The 18,127-nt window shown below is 70.2% G+C and carries 16 protein-coding genes and 2 pseudogenes; 4 read left to right on the plus strand and 14 right to left on the minus strand.

Annotated elements, in window-relative coordinates:
• The 4 genes and pseudogenes from AC1DU4_RS24035 to AC1DU4_RS24050 all read right to left on the minus strand — a co-directional run.
• The coding region (locus tag AC1DU4_RS24035; RefSeq protein ID WP_477844164.1) for a DEAD/DEAH box helicase at nt 1-2,872 on the minus strand (2,872 nt) is incomplete at its 3' end.
• 126 nt (nt 2,873-2,998) lie between these two features.
• The gene (locus AC1DU4_RS24040) at nt 2,999-3,280 is read right to left on the minus strand and encodes a GNAT family N-acetyltransferase (protein WP_477844166.1); all 282 of its coding nucleotides are present in this window, start codon (nt 3,278-3,280) and stop codon (nt 2,999-3,001) included.
• A gap of 106 nt (nt 3,281-3,386) precedes the next feature.
• Nucleotides 3,387-3,794 (minus strand): annotated as a pseudogene (locus AC1DU4_RS24045) (SIMPL domain-containing protein); the annotation flags it as partial.
• Between the two features lie 41 nt (nt 3,795-3,835).
• Entirely contained in the window at nt 3,836-4,915 is a 1,080-nt protein-coding gene (locus AC1DU4_RS24050) for a TY-Chap domain-containing protein (RefSeq protein ID WP_477844168.1), read from the minus strand.
• 155 nt (nt 4,916-5,070) lie between these two features.
• Here AC1DU4_RS24050 and AC1DU4_RS24055 point away from each other — a divergent pair, with 155 nt between their 5' ends.
• Nucleotides 5,071-5,640, plus strand: a complete 570-nt coding sequence (locus AC1DU4_RS24055) for a DUF3558 domain-containing protein (protein ID WP_477844170.1) — start codon at nt 5,071-5,073, stop codon at nt 5,638-5,640.
• A 30-nt stretch (nt 5,641-5,670) separates the two neighbouring features.
• Nucleotides 5,671-6,060: a hypothetical protein gene (locus AC1DU4_RS24060; protein ID WP_477844172.1), complete on the plus strand. Its 390-nt coding sequence runs from the start codon at nt 5,671-5,673 to the stop codon at nt 6,058-6,060.
• Nucleotides 6,061-6,070: 10 nt separating this feature from the next.
• Here AC1DU4_RS24060 and AC1DU4_RS24065 read toward each other — a convergent pair whose 3' ends face one another.
• The 7 genes from AC1DU4_RS24065 to AC1DU4_RS24095 form a co-directional block, all read right to left on the minus strand.
• Complete coding sequence (locus AC1DU4_RS24065; RefSeq protein WP_477844173.1) at nt 6,071-7,453, minus strand: FAD-binding oxidoreductase; 1,383 nt, start codon at nt 7,451-7,453, stop codon at nt 6,071-6,073.
• A gap of 14 nt (nt 7,454-7,467) precedes the next feature.
• A complete protein-coding gene (locus AC1DU4_RS24070) occupies nt 7,468-7,830 on the minus strand; it encodes an iron chaperone (protein ID WP_477844175.1) in 363 nt (120 codons plus the stop codon).
• Between the two features lie 26 nt (nt 7,831-7,856).
• Nucleotides 7,857-8,480, minus strand: coding sequence for a DUF4232 domain-containing protein (locus AC1DU4_RS24075; protein ID WP_477844177.1), 624 nt, complete (start codon nt 8,478-8,480; stop codon nt 7,857-7,859).
• Between the two features lie 50 nt (nt 8,481-8,530).
• Nucleotides 8,531-9,964 (minus strand): HAD-IB family hydrolase, encoded by a 1,434-nt coding sequence (locus tag AC1DU4_RS24080; protein ID WP_477844179.1) that lies wholly within the window; start codon nt 9,962-9,964, stop codon nt 8,531-8,533.
• Nucleotides 9,961-12,267, minus strand: a complete 2,307-nt coding sequence (locus AC1DU4_RS24085) for a glycerol-3-phosphate 1-O-acyltransferase (RefSeq protein ID WP_477844181.1) — start codon at nt 12,265-12,267, stop codon at nt 9,961-9,963. Before AC1DU4_RS24085 ends, AC1DU4_RS24080 begins: the two co-directional genes overlap by 4 nt.
• A 3-nt stretch (nt 12,268-12,270) precedes the next feature.
• On the minus strand, nt 12,271-13,737 hold the full coding sequence (locus AC1DU4_RS24090) for a wax ester/triacylglycerol synthase domain-containing protein (protein WP_477844183.1): 1,467 nt from the start codon (nt 13,735-13,737) through the stop codon (nt 12,271-12,273).
• Between the two features lie 133 nt (nt 13,738-13,870).
• A complete protein-coding gene (locus tag AC1DU4_RS24095; protein WP_477844185.1) occupies nt 13,871-14,782 on the minus strand; it encodes a hypothetical protein in 912 nt (303 codons plus the stop codon).
• Nucleotides 14,783-15,150: 368 nt separating this feature from the next.
• On the opposite strand from AC1DU4_RS24095, the gene AC1DU4_RS24100 reads away from it, so the two are divergent.
• Nucleotides 15,151-15,462, plus strand: coding sequence for a hypothetical protein (locus tag AC1DU4_RS24100; RefSeq protein WP_072847333.1), 312 nt, complete (start codon nt 15,151-15,153; stop codon nt 15,460-15,462).
• A 46-nt stretch (nt 15,463-15,508) separates the two neighbouring features.
• On the opposite strand, the gene AC1DU4_RS24105 is transcribed toward AC1DU4_RS24100, so the two are convergent.
• From AC1DU4_RS24105 to AC1DU4_RS24115, 3 genes are all read right to left on the minus strand, one after another.
• Nucleotides 15,509-16,138, minus strand: coding sequence for a Type 1 glutamine amidotransferase-like domain-containing protein (locus tag AC1DU4_RS24105; RefSeq protein WP_477844187.1), 630 nt, complete (start codon nt 16,136-16,138; stop codon nt 15,509-15,511).
• Nucleotides 16,138-16,956, minus strand: coding sequence for a maleylpyruvate isomerase family mycothiol-dependent enzyme (locus tag AC1DU4_RS24110; protein WP_477844191.1), 819 nt, complete (start codon nt 16,954-16,956; stop codon nt 16,138-16,140). Before AC1DU4_RS24110 ends, AC1DU4_RS24105 begins: the two co-directional genes overlap by 1 nt.
• A gap of 295 nt (nt 16,957-17,251) precedes the next feature.
• Nucleotides 17,252-17,626: a DUF488 domain-containing protein gene (locus AC1DU4_RS24115; RefSeq protein WP_477844189.1), complete on the minus strand. Its 375-nt coding sequence runs from the start codon at nt 17,624-17,626 to the stop codon at nt 17,252-17,254.
• A gap of 347 nt (nt 17,627-17,973) precedes the next feature.
• On the opposite strand from AC1DU4_RS24115, the pseudogene AC1DU4_RS24120 reads away from it, so the two are divergent.
• Nucleotides 17,974-18,127, plus strand: a pseudogene (locus tag AC1DU4_RS24120) (NAD(P)(+) transhydrogenase (Re/Si-specific) subunit alpha); the annotation flags it as partial.

Below are 18,127 nucleotides of genomic sequence, written 5' to 3' on the forward strand. Positions count from 1 at the left end.
CGTCGAGGTAGGTGTAGCCGATGCCCTCGTCGTCCAGCCGCGTCCGGACCCGGTCCAGGAAGCCGGTGAACTGGCTGAACACCAGCGCCCGGTGTCCGCCCGCGATCACGTCCTCGAGCTGCTCGATCAGTGCGTCGATCTTCGCGGACCCGACCGCGGCGTGCTTGTCGTCGATCAGGGCCGGGTCGAGGCTGAGTCGCCGCAGCAGGGTCAGCGACTGCAGGATGGTGAAGCGGTTGGCGTCGACGTCCTCCACCAGCCCGAGGATCTTCTGGCGTTCGCGCTGCAGCTGGGTGTCGTAGAGCAGCCGGTGCTGCGGCGAGAGCTCCACCTCGAGCACCTGCTCCTGCTTCTCCGGCAGGTCCGAGGCCACCTGTTCCTTGGTGCGCCGCAGCATGAACGGCCGGATCCGCTTGCGCAGCTGCCCGAGAAGGTCGGCGTCCCCGCCGGTCTCGATCGGCTTGCGGTAGTACTCCTGAAACTTGGTGGGGCTCGCGAAGAGTCCCGGCGCGGTGATCGAGAGCAGCGACCACAGCTCCATCAGGTTGTTCTCCATCGGGGTGCCGGAGATCGCGACCTTCGTCGGCGCCTCGATCCGCCGCATCCACTGGTACGCCTTGGACCGGTGGTTCTTGACGAACTGCGCCTCGTCGAGCAGCAGCATCGACCACCGGTGCGCCGCGTACTCCTCGCCGTCGAGCCTCGCGAGGGTGTAGGAGGTGACCACCACGTCCGCGCCCTCGGCCGACTCCGGCAGCGCCGCACCGCTTTTCGATGCGGTCTCCGTTACCGCGACCACCTTCAGGTGCGGGGCGAAACGCGCCGCCTCCGACGCCCAGTTCGGCACCACCGACGTCGGCGCCACGATCAGCACCGGTGCGAGCGCGGGGTCGAGTGACTTCGCGTGGCAGATCAACGCCAGCGACTGCACCGTCTTGCCCAGGCCCATGTCGTCGGCGAGGATGCCGCCGAGCCCGTTGCTCCACAGGAACGCCAGCCACCGGAAGCCGTCGAGCTGGTAGGGCCGCAGCGTCGCCCGCAGCGACGCCGGCGCCTCGAGGGTGGACGTGGCGGTCAGTTCCAGCAGCCCCTGCACCTGGTCGCGCCAGCGCTTCGCCTGCCGCTCGACCACCCCGAGCGCGGCCAGCTCCTCCCACATCCCCACCTGGAAACGGCTCAGCCGCAACCGTTCCGGGTCCTGGTCGTGCAGGTCGCGCGCCTCGGTGATCAGCTCCCGGAGCCGCCGCAGCTCCGGGCGCTCCAGCGAGAGGTACGCGCCGTCGGGCAGCAGCAGGTGGCTCTCGCCGGCGGTCAGCGCGGCGAACAGGTCCCGGAACGGCACCGGCCGGTCCTCGACGCGGACGGTGATGTCGAGGTCGAACCAGTCGCCGTCGTCGGTGGCCTCGGTGCCGACGCCGATCTGCAGGGACTCGCCGGCGTCGCGGTAGTCGGCGGCGTCGCCCTGGACGCGGACCTCGACGTCGTCGCGGGCGTTCAGCAGCGGCAGCAGCTCGGTGCTCATCCGCGCGGTGTCCAGGCCGTGCAGGCCCGCCGAGACCAGCGCGCCCCCGCCGGTGCGCAGGCCGTACTCCTCGAGCGGCAGGTCCAGCCCGGCGACTGCCGCCCGCTCGCCGTCGACGTCGCGGAACGACTCGAGCGTCCGGGGGTAGAGCTCGACGGTCTGCTCGACCCCGCCGACGGTGTAACGGAACTCCCAGTGCAGCTGCGCCCGGTGCCCCGACAGGTAGGAGACGGTCAGCAGCAGGTGCGGGCCGTCGACGGTCGGCGGGGTGAACGCGTCGTCCACCGACCGGACCGTCGCGGCGCGCGTGAGCCGCGGGTAGTAGGCGGACGCGAACCGGTCCGCGTCCGCCGCCGGCACCGTGACGGAGGTGTTGCCGATCACCAGGTCCTGCATCGCCGGCGGCGCGGTGCCGGTCAGCGGGGCGATCCGGAACGGCCACTCCGACGGCGAGGACGGGTGTGGGTCGCCGGGGCGCAGGTACAGCACGCCATGCGCGTTCGTGCCGAAGAACCCGAGCACGACGACGGGGATCTCGGCGTCGTCGGTGACGACGGTGGGGGTGACCTCGAGGTCGCCGCGGGTCTCGTCGATGTCCACACACAGCTGCGCGGCGCCCGGGCGGGGCAGCGCGCCGAGACCCTTGCGCTGGTAGAGCAGCTCGACACCGGCACCGACGGCCTCGTCGAGCAGCGCCCACAGCCGCGGGCTGTCGATGACGGTGAGGTCGAGGTCCTTGTCGCCGTACCCGTGGGTGCGTCGGCCGCGCAGCGCCGCCTGGTGCAGGGTGTGCAGCTCGACGAGGACGTCGCGGTGCCGGGGGTCGACCTCGCGCATGTGTGGCAGGCCCGGCCAGGTCATGTTCGCGTTGACCCAACCGGCCTTGCCGGGCCGGGCCAGCCGCGCGGACAGGCGCCAGTACTGGGACCGCGGGGCGGGGGTGAGCGCGAGCTGCACGGCCAGCGGCACCGTGGCCGCCGGGCCGGTGTCGTCGCCGAGGGCCGCGCCGAGCAGCTCCTCCCAGGTCGGCGGCGCGGGTGCGGTCACCGGTTCGGACTGGTCCAGCAGCGCCACCGTCAGGGCGACGGCGTGCTTGCAGTTCATCCGGACCGGGCAGCTGCACCGGCCCATCGAGTACTCGAGCCGGTCGGCGCGCGGGGCGAAGTCGACCTCGGTGCGGTACAGGTCGGTGCCGTCGACCAGGCCGACGGCCCGGTGCTGGTCCGGCATCCAGTCCAGCTCGATGACCGAGCCCCGCCCGGCGTAGCGGACGCCGCGGTCGTAGGTGGTCTGGCCGACGATGCGCACCAGGGTGGAGAGGGTGTGTTCGCGGTCGGCGGGGGAGAGCATGGGGTCGACGGTAGTCGGTGCGGCGGGACGGACCGGCCGGCGCTTCGAGGGCGCGGGAACTTCAGTCGGCTGCCCGACCGTCGAGCGGGTGCCGCTCCCCGCGGTTTCGAGGGGAGCGGCGGCCCGTCAGGCGGCGAGCAGGTCCTGGTACTCGGCGTTCTTGCCGACAAACTTTTCCACGTACGAGCACGATGTCGCGATCTTGAAGCCCTCCGCGCGGGTGGCGTCAAGGGCTGCCGTGACGAGCCGGCCGGCGAGGCCCTGCCCGCCGAACTCGGGGCTCACCACGGTGTGGTCGAAGTCGCGTACGCCGTCGGTCTGGGTGTAGTCGGCGTGGCCGGCGAGGACGTCGTCGACGTAGATCTCGAACGTGCGCTGCTCCGGCTTGTGCTCGATGCGGTTCGTCACGGTCACGGTTCCCTTCGTCGGTGGGTGTCTGCCTCGACGCTACCCAGCGGCGCGGCGGCCGGGATTCCGGGGCGGTCGCCCTGACTGCTTTGCGACGGCCGGGCGCTCAGGACGCCTCGAACCGGGCCTCGACGTCGGCGCGAATGACGAGACGCTCGGGCTCGAGATCGCTGACCGGGCGCTCGACGGCCTCGGGGAAGGCCGCCGGGCGGCCACCGACCATGTCCGTGGCGAAATGGAGCTGGGGGTGGTCGTAGTCAGATTGACTGGGTATGCCGAGCATGCCGGGATCGGCGAGGGCGACCACGTGAATGGTGTTGCAGCCCAGGCTCATCGTGAAGCCGCGGGCCTTCGCGAGCGCGTCCTGCACGGCGAGGTCGCGGACCTGGGCGAGCCGCTCGGTGCGGGCCTTCTTCGTCATCGTCCACCGCAGCCGGCCCACGTCGACACCTTCGAGGTCCGCGGCGTCGTCGATGAACACGGCGACCGCCCGGCGGTCGCGGAACGTCGCGGTGAGGGTGGCGCGATACCACTACTGACGTGCCGCAGCCCGGCTCAGTTCGGTTCGTCGAAGAGCGTCTGCTCGGCGTTGGGGTCGGCGAACAGCCCCATCTGCCGGGCCGGGTTGCTCGGGGGCTTCGCAGCGGGCCCGGACGGGTCGTCGCCCCCGCCGGGCGCAGGCGCGGGCTCGTCCGCTGCGGAGCCGACACCCGGGCGCGGGTAGTTGAGGGTGCCGCCGAACCGCGCGGCAAAATCGTCGTCGAGGGTCCGGACGAACGCGTACAGGTCGCCGAGGGTGTCGATCAGGTGCTGCGGCACGTACGGGTTCGCGGGCACCGCGGTGCGCACCGCGACCCGGTCCCCGGCGAGGGTGAACTTGAGCCGCGGCCACTCGCGGTTGAGGTCGGACACCAGCTCGCTGGCCCGGGTCCGGTCGCTGAGGTGCTGGACCAGCGGCACCCACAGCTGCACCTCCTCGCCCTCGAACCAGGGGCTGACGGTCCCGATGGCCTTGCTGGTCACGAGCATGAAGTCGCCGTCGCGCTCGAGGTCGTACGGGTCGTCGAAGATGTGCGAGAGGGTCCGGCGGACCAGGTCGCGCAGGTGCTCCTCGTCCCGCGGGACGACGGCCTCCTTGATGTCCAGCGCGTCCGGGTCGTCCGCCGCGGGCGGGGTGGCGTCGAAGCCCTGCCCCTCGATGGTGCCCAGCGCCTCGGTGTGCAGGAACGACGGGTGCGGCACGCTCCACGTCTCCCGGAACACGGTCACCGCCATCGCCGCCAGCTGATCGGCCCAGTTGGCGGGCTTGTCGACGTAGAACGCCGGCGACCCCGCGTCGGGCTCGCTGTCGGGTTGACGGGTCGGGCGGTGCCAGCCGAGCTCGACCAGACGCGCCTCGTCCGACTCGGTCAGGCGGTGCCGCGGGTCGAGGTACGAGTTGGACGGGACCTCGCATCGGACCTGGTCGCCACCCCACGCCAGGAACTGCACGCAGGGGACGAAGCCCTCGACGGTGGACTCTTCGCCCAGTTCGAGGGCCAGCAGGTCGTCGTCGTGCATGGTCGCGATGACGTCGGCCAGGCGTGCCTGGAAGTCGCTCCATGCCTGCTCGACGCTGTCGTCGAAGTTGCCCATGATCCTCCTGCCCTGTTTCGTGAGTGCTTCGGTGTTGCCTCCCAGGGTAGTGCGAGCAGCCGAGGCCGTTCGGGAGGCCATGCGACGAGTCGACCAACATCACATGGCGCCGCGGAACCGCCGGGCGGGCGGCCGCGTCCAATTAGGGTGAACCGGTGCCGACCGGTCTGGGGGGGAGCGTTGTGCAGCTGAAACGGGTGATCCTGGTCGTCGCCGCGGGGGCGTGCGGTGCGGCGGTGATGGTCGGGTGCGGTTCCGAAACGGTCGCCGGGGAGGCCGTGGTGGCGAAGCCGACGAGTGGATTGTCGGAGCCCGTGTTCAGTCCGTGCGACGACATTCCGGACGAGGTGTTGCGGGGTGTGGGGTTGGATCCGGCGTCCGCCTCGCAGGACATCCTCGGGATCAAGCTTCCGGGATGGAACGCTTGCCGGTGGAAAGGACCTTCGTATTCGGTGACTGTGGCCGCGACTGACCGCACGATGGATGAGTTCCGCGCCAACGCGCGCAACACGGAGTTTGTGAGTCAGTCGATTGGCGATCGCGAAGCCTTCTCATATCGAGAAACCGCCGATATCAGGCGTGAGCGTTGTGATGTTGCCTTGCGTTCGGGGGCGAACGCAGTGTTGGTTCGGTTCAGCCTCAACACGGTTGATGCGGAATCAGGGGATCCGTGTTCACGCGCAGTGAGTACGGCCGGTGGGCTCGAGCCCGTGATCCCGCGCTAGACCCGTATTCAGTATCCAAAGGGGGACAAAGTGGCCGACGTGCCGAGATCTGATTGGACAGTGCTTGGAGCGATGGTCGATTCCGGTCATCTCCACCTCGAGCCTGGCGTAGCGCGCAATTGTGCGCAGCGGTGTGCAGAGTTCATCGATGAACTCAGGATGATGAAGGACAGCGCGACGCTTCTCGCAAGTTTTGAAGGTTTCGGGACCCATCTCCCGACCGGCGTCACCCTCGCCGCCAAGTTCTCGAAGAAGGCCTCCGGCGGCGACTACTCACTAGACCAGGCCCTCGCCGACCACATCACAGTCGTCGAGCAGATGCGCCAACTCTTCGAGAAGATCGGCGCCGCCTACGAGGCCGCGGACCAGTCCGCCGCCCACGGAATCGACAGCGCGGGCACCGCGAACCAAGGGAACTGACCGCCCGCGCTCACTCCGCGAGCACCGCCCCCGGATTCAAGATCCCCTGCGGGTCCAACGCCGTCTTGATCCGCCGGTTCAGCTCCATCACGTCCTCGCCCAGCTGGTAGGGCAGCCAGTCCCGCTTGAGCCGACCGACGCCGTGCTCGCCGGTGATGGTGCCGCCCAACGCGATCGCGAGGTCCATCACCAGGCCGAACGCGCGCTGCGCGCGGTCCGTCTCGTCGGGGTCGGACGGGTCGAAGACGATCAGTGGGTGGGTGTTGCCGTCGCCGGCGTGCGCGACCACGCAGATCAGCACGTCGCAGTCCTGCGCAATCTCCTCGACGCCGGTGATCATCTGCGGCAGCGCCTGCATCGGCACCCCGACGTCCTCGAGCAGCAGGCTGCCCAGGGCCTGCACCGCCGGGAACACCGACCGCCGCGCGGCCGTGAACGCCTGCCCCTCCTCTGGGTCGTCGGTGGCGAACACCTCGGTGGCGCCGTGCTTCTCGCAGGCCGCGACCATCGCCGCGATCTCCTCCGCCGCCACCGCGCCCGGCGCGTCGGACTGCGCCAGCAGCAGCGCCCGGGCGCCCCGGTCCAGGCCCATCCGCACCGAGTCCTCGACGGCGTTGATGCTGGCGTGGTCCATGAACTCGAGCATCGCCGGGCGCAGGTTCCGGGTGATCGCAAGGACCGCGTCGGCCGCGTCCTGCACCGACCCAAACGACGCGACCACCGTCGACGCCGGCGGCTGAGCCGGGATCAGCCGCAGCGTGATCTCGGTGATGACGCCGAGGGTGCCCTCGCTGCCCACGAACAGCTTGGTGAGCGAGAGTCCCGCGACGTCCTTGAGCCGCGGCCCGCCCAACCGCACCGCGGTGCCGTCGGCGAGGACCACCTGCAGGCCCAGCACGTAGTCGGTGGTGACGCCGTACTTCACACAGCACAGCCCGCCCGCGTTGGTCGCCGCGTTGCCGCCGATCGAGCAGATCTCGAACGAGGACGGGTCCGGCGGGTACCAGAGCCCGTGCTCGGCGGCGGCCGCCTTGACCTCCGCGTTCATCAACCCGGGCTGGGTCACCGCGATGCGGGTCACCGGGTCGACGCTGATCTCCCGCATCCGTTCGGTGCTGAGCACGATGCCGCCGTCGACGGCGGACGAGCCGCCCGACAGCCCCGACCCGGCGCCGCGCGGCACCACCGGCACCGAGTGCTTCGAGGCCCAGCGCATGACGGCCTGCACGTCCTCGGTGCAGGTCGCGCGGACCACGGCCACCGGGGTGCCGGCGTTCGGGTCGGCCGCCCAGTCCTGCCGGTAGCCGGCCGTCACGTCGGGGTCGGTGACCAGCGCGCCGGCGGGCAGGTCGGCGGCCAGCTCGGCGAGGGTGTCGGGGGTGGTGGCGGTCATGACCCCATCATCGCTCAACCGTGGCCGCCCGTCCGCTGCTCGACCAGCAACCCGACCAGCTGCCCGATCAGGTCGTAGGGGATCGGCTTGCCGAGCGGGAACTTCGCGGTGCCCGGACCCGACCGGTACGGCGCGAGCCGGCCCTCGAACTCCTCGTCACCGGACGGCAGCGGGTACACGCTCACGTGCCGTTTCCAGCCCGCGAAGTACACCAGGTGCCTGCCGCCCAGGGTGATCGCCGGGATCTTGTAGCTGATCGTCTCGCTCGCGCCGGGCGCCACCCGGTGGATGGTGCGCCGGATCTCCTGCAGGATGGCGCGCACCTCGTCGGGGAACGACGCGATGTACTCGTCGACGGTCGCGAATTCGTCGGCCACAGTTGTCCTTTCGGAACTCGTCGCGGCTAGCCGCCGGCAACCACGGTGGTCACCTCGAGCTGGAACACCCCCGGGCCGGAGTTCGCGCAGCCGGTGGTGGGGTACGGCAGGAACAGCGACGCGTAGGCGTTGGGCGGGAAGACCCGCAGGCCGGCGACCGGCGTCGGTGCGCACATCTCCGCGGGGTAGTTCTCCACCTGCACCGCGCGCACCTGCGCCGACGCCGTCGCGCCCGGCGCCAGCTCGACCTCCGCACCCTCCTCGCCGGACCGGGCGGCCGCCGCGCCGACCTCGGTGCCCGACTCCCCGGTCACGTACGAGACGCCGGGGAAGCCCTTCAGCACGCAGGTGCGTCCGCCGGTGTTGGTGAACACCAGCGGCACGATCGTGGACCCGGCTGCGCCCTGCGCCTGCCCCGGGGTGAGCATCAGCTCGGTGGCCGCGCAGGTGTTCGGGTTGTCCACCGGGGTGGTCGCCACCGCCGGGGACTCCGGGGCGGAGAGGTCCTGCGCCGTGGTGGTGGCGGCCGCGGCGGACGTCGGTGCGGCGGAGGCGGTGCTCGCGGCGGGTTCGGTGTCGTTCGAACTGCAGCCGGCCAGCGTCAGCGCGGCGGCGGCGGTGAGCAACGCGGCGGTCCGGAAGCGGTTCATGAGGCCACCTTTCGTGAATCGGACTTCGTCGACTCGGACGCTACTCGACATCACCGGTGTCCCTCGTGCAGGCAGGCCTCGAACATCGCCCGCACCTCCTCGACATGACCATCCAGGCCCTCCGCCGTCCACTCGTCGGTGGACACCGCGTCCAGCACGGTGACGTACACCGTCCCGGAGTGCGCGACAAGGGAATTGCGCCACATCCGGTCGCCGGCGTTGTGGATCACCACCGGCACGATCGGTACCTTCGCCTGCATCGCCAGGTGGAAGCCGCCCTTCTTGAACCGGCCGAGCCGCGGGGTGGGCGAGCGGGTGCCCTCCGGCGCGATCACGATGGAGATGCCGCTGCGGAGCTTGTCCACCGCCGGCTGCAGCGCCGCCTTGGCCTTCGTGGTGTCCGAGCGGTCGATGTACGCGACGTCGAGCAGCGCGCCGACGGGGATGAACCGCGGGTCGTGCGCGGCCTCCTTCTTCGCCACCCCCGTCACGTCGCGCTTGATCACGGTGCCCAGCACCAGCAAGTCCAGCGAGCTCTGGTGGTTGAACATGAACACCGCCGGCCGGTGGTCCCAGGCGTGTTCCTCGCCGTCGATCTTCACGGTGATCCCCAGCAGTGCCAGGGACAGGTCCGGGCCGACCGTGCCGACCAGGTTCGCGCCCAGTTGCCGGTTCCCGGTGAGCAACCCGGCCGACGCGCCGACCGCCGCGGTCGCCGCCAACGCCCCCATCGCGGTGGCGGTGCGGACGGTGGCCAGGGGAGTGGCGCCGCGCTGCGGCTTGGGCAGCGTCACCGACGGCCAGCGCTTGCGGCGGGCCACCCCGGCCAGGCCGCGGTCCGGGTTCAGCGCGACCGGCCGGCCCACCGACTCGAGCATCGGCACGTCCTCGACGCCGTTGGAGTAGGCGAACGCGTCCGCGAGGTCCGCGCCCGCCTTCGCCGCGTAGTCGCCCAGCGCGCTCGCCTTGGCCGGCCCCCACAGCGGCGGCGACGCCAGTTCGCCGGTCAGCATCCCGTCTACGACCTCGGGTTCGGTGCACAGCACGGTCTCGATGTCGAGGTCGTCGGCCACGAACCGGGCCTGGTACGGGGTGGCGGAGGTGGCCATCAGCACGGTGTGCCCGGCCCGCCGGTGCGCGGCGAGCAGGTCCCGGACGTCCGGGTAGATCATCCCCGCGATCTCCTGCCGGAACAGCCGCTGCCCCCACTCGAGCAACTCGTCGTCCATCCGGCCGGCCAGCGACTGCACGCCGATCTTCATCAGCGCGCCGACGTCGGCGCCGCGGAACTGGGTGTCGATCGCGGCGCCGGTGGTGCGCAGCAGCTCGCCGACGCTGATGTCGAAGCGCCGCAACCGGTCCCGGTACACCACGCTGGCCGAGTAGCCGCTGATCAGGGTGCCGTCCAGGTCGAACGCGGCCAGTGTGCCCGGGCCGGGCGGCGCGGCGGCGACCGCGCGGCGGAGGTCCTCGAAGCCGGTCACTGGCCCGGCTCCTCGGACCGCGTCGCCCGCAGGTCGCCGGGTGTCGGCTCGGTCAGCAGGCCGAGCCGCGCGTGTGCGAGCCCGCGGATGTGCCGCAGCCGCGCCACCAGGACCCGGATCTCCTCGGCGAACGCCGCCCGGCGGGCCTTGACGCCGTCGTCGGCGGCCTCCACCAGGTCCCGGTTGCGGGCCAGGTTCAGCGCGGTCGCGAACAGCTCGCCGGACACCGACTCGCTGCTGGCGATCTGCTGGCGCAGCCGCCGCTGCTGCGCGACGTCGAGGCAGTGCGTGGTGAATGCCTTCTCGTCGAACGCCTTCGACGGCGGCGCGAGCACCAGTTGGTCGGCGACCACCTGGTAGGCCTCGAGGAACGGCAGCAGCACCCGGTGCGCCAGGTACGGCCGAATCGAGGCGAGCATGGTCTCGGTGCGCGCCGGATCGGTCATGACAGACTCCCACTCGGGGTCGATCAGGCCCAGCTCGGTGCGCATCTCCCGCTCGAAGGTGTCCCGGTCGCTGAAGAAGAACTCGAACTTCAGCAGGTCCCGGATCCGTTTGGCCTCCGCCCAGCCGTCGGCGATCGGATCGTCGTAGTGCTCGTCGACCGCCTTTTGCAGCACCAGCTCGGCGATCGCCCGGGCCACCAGGAAGTGAATGGTGTTGTTGCGGTAGAACGCCGCCACCAGGTGCTGGTCCTTGCCCAGGTAGTAGACCCGCTCGTCGCCCTTGTCGAAGCGGCGCAGCACCCCCGAGTCGACGTGGGTGAGCAGGGCCTTGCGGATCACCCTTGGGTCATTGAGGTCCACGTCCCCGGCGGTCGGCAGGCCGCGCGAGGTGATGTAGTCCACCATCGGACCGAGGATGAAGCCGAGCTCGGGGACGGTGAGGGCGCGGTCCTCGATGCCAAGGAAGGCGAGCATCACCAGCGACGACGCCGTCACCGGTGTCACCTCGTTGATCCGGTGGCACACCGCGAACGCCGCCTTCTGGATGGCCAGGCGCTGGTCCGGCTCCTGCCGGAGCGCCTCGGCGAGGGAGAGCGGCCGGCCGATCGTCACGTGCGTGACGCCGTGGCGCTGGCCCTGCGCGCGGACGTAGCCGACCATCCAGCGCAGGCCCTCCGGCTTCTTCTCCGCCCCGTGCGCCTCCGCGGCCATCGCGCCGACCTCGTAGAGCTGGTCGTAGCTCAGCGCCACCGGCACCAGGTACACGTCGGACGCGCCACTGACCCGGAACGCCTTGGTCAGGTAGGTCAGCAGGCCGAAGCGCGGCGGCCGCAGCTTCCCGGTCCGGCCGCGTCCGCCCTCGATGTACCACTCGAGGTTGAACCGCTTGGTGAGCAGATACCGCATGTACTCGCGCAGCGACCACTTGTAGACCTCGTCGGTGCCGAACTTGCGGCGGATGAACACGGTGCCGCTGCGCTTGCTGATCGGGCCGATCGGCCAGAAGCCGACGTTGAGCCCGCCCATCACGTGGTTGAGCGGCAGCCCGTTGGCGAGCAGCGCCGGCCGCAGCACCAGCGGGTCCAGGTAGGAACGGTGACTCGGCAGGAACACCAGCGAGTGCTCCTTGTTCAGTGCCCGCAGTTCCTCGAAGCGGCTGGTGTCCACGTCGATCCGGTAGGCGCGGGAGAAGTACCGGCCGAGCCGGTCCCACACTGCGATCGCCTGCCGGCTCTGGGTGGCGACCATCTCGTCGAGGTCGGCCCGGGCACGCTTGTCCACCTCGGCGACCGTCAGGCCCAACTGTTCGGCGAGATCCAGTGTCCCGGTGTAGAACCGGCGGGTGTCGGTGATCTCGTCGACGACGAAGCGGGAGACCTTGTACTGGCTGCCGAGCAGCCTCAGTTCCGCGCGTTCGAGTGCCAACGCGGCCTGGCGGCGGATGTACTCGGGCAGCGAGCCGCCGCCGCTTTCGGTAAGCCGGCGTTCGAGGTCGCTCAGGGGCGCGGGTGCGCCTTCGATGACCCGGACCCGGGCCGGGTCGGTGCGCAGCGTCCGGCGCTGCGCACCGCGCCCGGGATGCAGCGGGTCCCGCGGTGCCAGCGCCTCACGCAGCCGGACCGCGGGATTGGGCTTGCGGTCCGCGTCCGGGATCCACACCACCCGTAGCGGGGTGAGCAGCGGGTCGTCGGTGCGCTTGGCGAGGTCGGTCAGGTTCCGGTCGGTGATCGCGACGGTCGCCACCGGCATCCCGGCGGCCGTCGACTTGCCGGCGATCCAGGTGCGCAGCACGCCGGCCTCGGCCTCGGTCATGGTCTCGGTCAGGTAGACCCGCTGCCGGGTCGGGGTGTCGGTCATCGCTCACACGCCTTCCGTCGCGGCCCCGAGGGCCACCATCTCGTCGAGACTGTCCTGCAGGCATCGCATGAACAGGGCGGGCTTGGTGATCGCGGCGGTGTCCAGGTTGACCCCGATGCAGCAGACCCCGACATGGGAGACGAGGGTGGCCATCGCCGCGCAGCCGGGCGCGGGACCGAACGGAAACATCCGCTCGATCTTCGCGCCGGCCAGGTACACCGGGACAGGGACGCCGGCGACGTTGCTCGCCTGCAGGTCGAGACCGGTGGCCTGCGAGAGGTACCAGTTGGCCAGCACGTAGGTGGGCAGCCGGGACAGGAGGGGCGCGGCCAGGTCGAGGGCGTCGAGCGCCGGCTCCTCGCGCAGCCCCAGCACGATCTTGCGCACCTGCCGGACCCTCGCGGCCGGGTCCGGCTCGCCGACCGGGCCGTTGAAACGGACCGCGGCGAACCTGTTGCCGCCCGACGGGTCCGAGTCGGTGCGCATGCTGATCGGCATGCCCATCGGGATGCTCTCGACCGGCCGGCCGAGCTCCTCGTGGTAGCGGCGGAACCCGCCGAGCAGGGTCGCGACGTAGGCGTCGTTGAGGGAACCGCCCGCCGCGTGCCCCGCGGCCTTGAGTTCGGGCACCCCCACCTCGAGCACCCCGAACCACCGCCCGAGCCCGCGGGTGCGCAGCAGCGGCGAACCCTTCTTGGCCGGCGGCGTCACGATCCGACGCAGCGAGTTCGCGTAGCCCAGGACCTCGGCCGCGGTGTCGATCGGCCGGACGATCGCCGACGTCGCGATGTCGGTGGCGCTGCGGACCAGGCCGGCCAGCCGGCCGGGCGTCCGCTTCAGCTCGTTGAGCGCCTCCTCGTTGAACGCGTCGACGGTGGACAGGTGCTCGGGCGGCGCGGGCTGGCGGTCCGGCTTGTCCGGGGTGTGGTCGGGGCGGCGGCTGTGCAGCAGCGTCATCATCTGGATGCCGCCGAGGCCGTCGGTGATGGAGTGGTGGGTCTTGACCACGTACACCGCGCGGCCGTCGTCGAGGCCCTCGATGAGCAGGGCGTTCCACGGTGGCCGGGCCTTGTCGAACGGCTCGGTGGCCAGGTGCCGGCACATCCGCAGCGCGTGGTCGAAGTCGGCGGGGGCGGGCAGCCGGACCCGGCGCAGGTGGTAGCCGAGGTCGAACTCCGGGTCCACCGACCACACCGGGTTGCCCAGGTGCAGCGCCGGTTCGACGGCGCGCATCCGGATCCGCGGCACGATGTGAGAGGCCCACTCGTGCGCCTCCACCAGCCGGTCCCAGTCCGGGGCGTGGTCGAGGACCTCGACGGCGACGATCGGTGAGCGCAGCTGGGGCTGCGCCTCTTCCATCCGCCACATGCCGGTCTCGAAGTCGGACATCGTGCGGTCCGCACCCCACGCGATTGCGGAGAGGTCGACGTCCACCGCGCTGGGAGGAATCAGTGGATCGCCGTCGCCCATGTTCGCGCTCCCTCGGTCGTGTCCCACCCGTGGTCGTGGATCCCAGTGTGGACCCGACGCGGCCCGTGCGCACCGCTTTGCCGGTCGTGGGCGGTGGGTGTCGGGTCGGGTCGTGCAACCGTGTCGACGGACGTCAGCTCGTGGAGTCTTTGCGCCGGACGGGAGCGTGCCGGTGTCGGAAGAGCTTCTCGTCGATCTGCGCGAGGGTCGCCGCGAGCGCGACCTCGCGATCGGTGCGCTTCGGCGGATGCAGTCCGCGCTGCGTTCGGGCCAGCTTTCGATGTGGGGTGATCACGTTGTCGCGCCACAGGCCCACGATCGATGCGACCTGGACGTGCACATCGGACATGCCTGCGGCGATCGACCGCGCAGTCGTCTCGGTATCTTTGTCGCTGTAACGTCGCGGGATCCGTGTGCAGAATTCTTCGGTCCAATGAGCCCACCGGTGGAGTTGCTCGGTACACCGGCGGGTCCGGGCGACAAGTGCCCGGGCGCCTTTGCGTACTCCGATGCGTGGGACCTCAGGCCACACGGCGATGTCGAGATCGGGTGGTGGGTCTTCCAGTTCTCCCGAGACGTATGGGAGCCAGTAGAGGTCTTCGCCGCACTGATGCATCCATGCCAGTTCGAGGTATGCGACCGTCATGTCGCGACTCTCGCGGTCTGCAGTCGTTCGTAGCTGGTCGACGCACTGCAGCGCGAGTTCGTCATCGAAGTCGACCATGGCCGCTGCGATCCGGTGGATCCGGGTGGCGATCAGGTATCCGGCATCCGCGATCAGCTCGGCGTACTGCTCGGCACGCTCGTCGTACTCGGCAAATTCTGCGTACTGGTGCATCTTTCCCCCGGTGTGAGAATCCTGTGGCGACGGTAGGCCGGGGGTCCGACATGTCTGGCCGGGTCGGTGGTGGGTGCGGGGCTGGCCAGTGCGCCGCCGGCGCGATGGCGCGACACGCCGAACTCTGTACGAATCGCTGATTCCGTACCGAATCGGCGAGTCGTACGTCTTCGGCGAGTCGTACCTTTTGATCTCGACCGGCTGCATGCATTCTCGGGCGGCCGCCGAGGACCGGCGGCCCGAGGGCAGAGGCACGAACGGCCCGAGGCCGGCCGACACCGCGGGTCGGTGGTCGGCGTCTCCATCGCCCGGGCTAGGGTGTGATGCAAGTCTCACTAGCCGGGACGAGTACGTGCTTATCGCTCGACAAAGGACGATCGTTACACCTGCCGACGGAAAAACTTCGGCGAAAGTCATCACACAAGCAACAATCGCCACATCGGTAACTCTGTTACCAGAACGTGTTAGGTAGCCCCAGCGCGATGGGCAAATCGGGGTTAAGTTGTCCTCATCGCTCCAGGGCGTCGAAGTGTTACAGCATTGGCGAACCGCCATCCGACGAAGGGACCAACACGATGCGAGATCTGGGATCCCCCACGAATGACCTGGTCAATGCAGTGCTGTCCTACGAGTTCGACGGTGGCGAGGTTGACGTCCACGCGATCGACCGCGTCCGGGACGGCGAGAACGCCGAGTGGATGAACGCGCTGTCGGAGAGCGGGATGTTCTCGGACGAGGCCCTGGTCTCGATCCTCGCGGCCTGGCAGCGGGACCCGGAGCTCCTGGTCGACGCGCTGCTCGGTGGCGCCGACGAGGTGTCGCGTCGCCGGCTCAAGGCGGCCCGCCGCAAGTCCCTGTTCCCGGCCCGCGTGGCCGACTTCGCCTGACCCAGACGCCCTGACTCAGACCCCCTGACTCAGCCGCCCGACTACCTCAACCCTCACCGATGACGATCACCTCGTCGTCGGTGAGGGTTTTGTATGTGGTGCCCTCGCGTCGGTATCGCTCGGCGACCGCCTCGATCATGGCTGACTCGTCGTCGCCGTACCCCGGTGAGCGGAAGTGCGGCACGATCGCGTGGTCGATCAGCCCGAGCCCGTCCCACCGCACCGGCACCCCGCACGTCGGCTCGACCTCCGCGGGGTCGTCCAGTGTCTCGAGGCCGTGCAGGCTCGGCGACATCACGCACGCGCCGGCGCTGTACCCGGCGTAGACCAACGCGTCGGCCCGCAGGAGTTCCGTGAGCACCGTGTCGGCGCCGCTGCGCGCGAACTGTGCGCGCAGGACGAAGGTGTTTCCGCCGCGCACCCACACCATGGGGAACCCGGCCAGCCGCTCCCGCAGCGACCCGGGGTCGCCCACGTGCTCGCGCAGGTCCAGTTCCTCCGGCGAGAACCCCAGCCGCCGCAGCGGCACCAGGTCGCTGACCACCGCGGAGTCGCGGGCGCTGCCCCAGGCGTCCGCGGCGTTCGCGATCACCGCGACCCGGCCGGGCGTCCCGACCAGCCGCAACAGCCGGCCCGGGTCCGCGCCGAAGCGGTACGAGGACAGGAACAGCCGCATCAGATGGTGAAGGCGAGGTGGGCGGCCACCCGCCGGCCGAGCTCCTCGTCTCCGGCGAGACAGATCTCGCCGAGGTGTGCCGCCGGGTCCACCCGGCCGCCGCACAGCCGGGTGAACAGCCGGGAGTCCATGCTCACCGTCGCGGTCGGCGGGCCGGCGAGCTCCGGTACCACCGCGGCGCGGCCGTCCACCGCGACGTGAATCTCGCGGGCAAGCGGACCAGACAGTGCGAAGGTGACGGACGAGCCGTCCGGCGCCTTGCCCTTCTTGCCGACGGCGAAGCCGAGCCCGCCCAGCAGTTCGGCGAGCGCGTACTCCGCGCGGGGACCGCCCTCGTCGCCGGGCCGGCCGATTGCGTCGCGGATGTCGTGCTCGTGGAACCAGCAGTCGAAGAGCCGGGTCCGCATGAACCGTCCGTAGCTCTCCGGTCCCACCGGCGTGATCGCCGGGGCGTCGAAGTCGTCCTGGGTCATCGCGGCGAGCGCCTCGGCGCGCCGGCCGGTGACCTCCCTGTAGGTCTCGAGCACCGAGGCGGGGGAGTGCCCGCGCAGCCCCAGCACCCAGCGTTCGTTGAAGGAACCGATCGGATTGTGCACGTGCGGCAGCGCCGGCACGGCGTCCTCCGCCAGCGGGGGATCGATGCCGCTGAGCATCGACTCGATGCCGATCAGGTGCGAGACCACGTCCTGAACGGTCCAGCCCGGAAGCGGCGAGGGCGTCGACCACTCGTCGTCGGCGAGGTCGTCGAGCAGGCCGGCGATGACGTCCCACTGTTCGACGAGCGCGGTGGTCAGCGGTTCGCGGGCGAGCAGGGTCAGCTTCTTTGTCTCACTCACGGACTTCACTCTATGGGGCGCGTCCCCGGGGCCGCGTCCGAACACGCATCGAGACCGTATCCGCAACGAAGGCAGCCCTTTTCGGGTCCGTCGGGCAGGAAAGCGCCGCACTCGGGGCAGACCCGGTCGAGCCAGCAGACAGGGTCCCCGCCGAGGTCATCGTCTCTCACGTGGCCGTACCTCTCGCAGGTGTCGTCCCACTCACCGGGCAGTGCCTCTTACTCGGGGGGTGATTCCTATTACTCGGTGGTGCCGCTCACCTACTCGGTAGTGCCGCTCATACCGACTGGGAGAGGAACTCGGCCAGCACGACGGCGTGGCTGTGTTCGAGGTCGCGGACGGCGGTGAGCAGCACCAGCGGCCGGCCGGCCGCCAGGTCCTTCACCCGGCCGATTGCCGCCTGTCCGGAGTCCGACTCGAGCTCCGCGAGGTAGCGGGCCCGGAACTCCCGGAAGTGCGCGACTTCGTGGCTGTACCAGGCGCGCAGCTCGCTCGACGGCGCCAGGTCCTTGGCCCAGTCGTCGTAGTGGAAGGCGTCCTTCCGGATGCCGCGCGGCCACAACCGGTCGACGAAGATCCGGGCGCCGGGCTCGGGCTCCGGGTGGTCGTAGAGGCGCTCGACCGTGACGGTCAACGGGGTGTGACTGGTCATCGGCACCTCCGGCTCGAGCTGTGTCGTCCAGGTTACGTGCCGTGACGCGCGCGTTACGGCACGTATCGCCCAAGTTACTCGACGTGACGCACGCGTTACGGTCTGTATCACCCAGGTTACTAGACGTGACTGGGATCACATTCGACAGTACATTTGCCCAGTACGGCACTGTTCGGATTCGATTCAGTGCCCAGTGGGCAGGATTTGGTTTCCCAAAACGGTCAAACCTCTGGCTAGCATGAGGCACTTCGTGCGAGCTGGGTCATCTTCCGCTTGTCGCACGCGGGGCCCCACCCGTAGCAGCCCCGACACCGTCTACCTCAGGAAGTCACAGTCAGTTGGACACAATGCAGAGCACTACGCCGCGCCCTACGGTCGGCGTCGTTCGGGAAACGAACGACGGTGAACGACGGGTCGCGCTGGTCCCCAAGATGGTCGCCTCGTTGATCGGCAAGGGCGTCGACGTCATCGTCGAGTCCGGTGCCGGGCTCGCCGCCCTCA

It is taken from the genome of Rhodococcus sp. P4_F5 (assembly GCF_056401315.1).

Excerpts from the sequence above, each read along its gene's own strand:
- AC1DU4_RS24085 (WP_477844181.1), bottom strand. The coding sequence starts at position 12,267 with ATGACCGACACCCCGACCCGGCAGCGGGTCTACCTGACCGAGACCATG.
- AC1DU4_RS24065 (WP_477844173.1), bottom strand. The coding sequence starts at position 7,453 with ATGACCGCCACCACCCCCGACACCCTCGCCGAGCTGGCCGCCGACCTG.
- AC1DU4_RS24095 (WP_477844185.1), bottom strand. The coding sequence starts at position 14,782 with ATGCAGCCGGTCGAGATCAAAAGGTACGACTCGCCGAAGACGTACGAC.
- AC1DU4_RS24075 (WP_477844177.1), bottom strand. The coding sequence starts at position 8,480 with ATGAACCGCTTCCGGACCGCCGCGTTGCTCACCGCCGCCGCCGCGCTG.
- AC1DU4_RS24050 (WP_477844168.1), bottom strand. The coding sequence starts at position 4,915 with ATGGGCAACTTCGACGACAGCGTCGAGCAGGCATGGAGCGACTTCCAG.
- AC1DU4_RS24090 (WP_477844183.1), bottom strand. The coding sequence starts at position 13,737 with ATGGGCGACGGCGATCCACTGATTCCTCCCAGCGCGGTGGACGTCGAC.
- AC1DU4_RS24115 (WP_477844189.1), bottom strand. The coding sequence starts at position 17,626 with ATGACCAGTCACACCCCGTTGACCGTCACGGTCGAGCGCCTCTACGAC.
- AC1DU4_RS24100 (WP_072847333.1), top strand. The coding sequence starts at position 15,151 with ATGCGAGATCTGGGATCCCCCACGAATGACCTGGTCAATGCAGTGCTG.
- AC1DU4_RS24105 (WP_477844187.1), bottom strand. The coding sequence starts at position 16,138 with ATGCGGCTGTTCCTGTCCTCGTACCGCTTCGGCGCGGACCCGGGCCGG.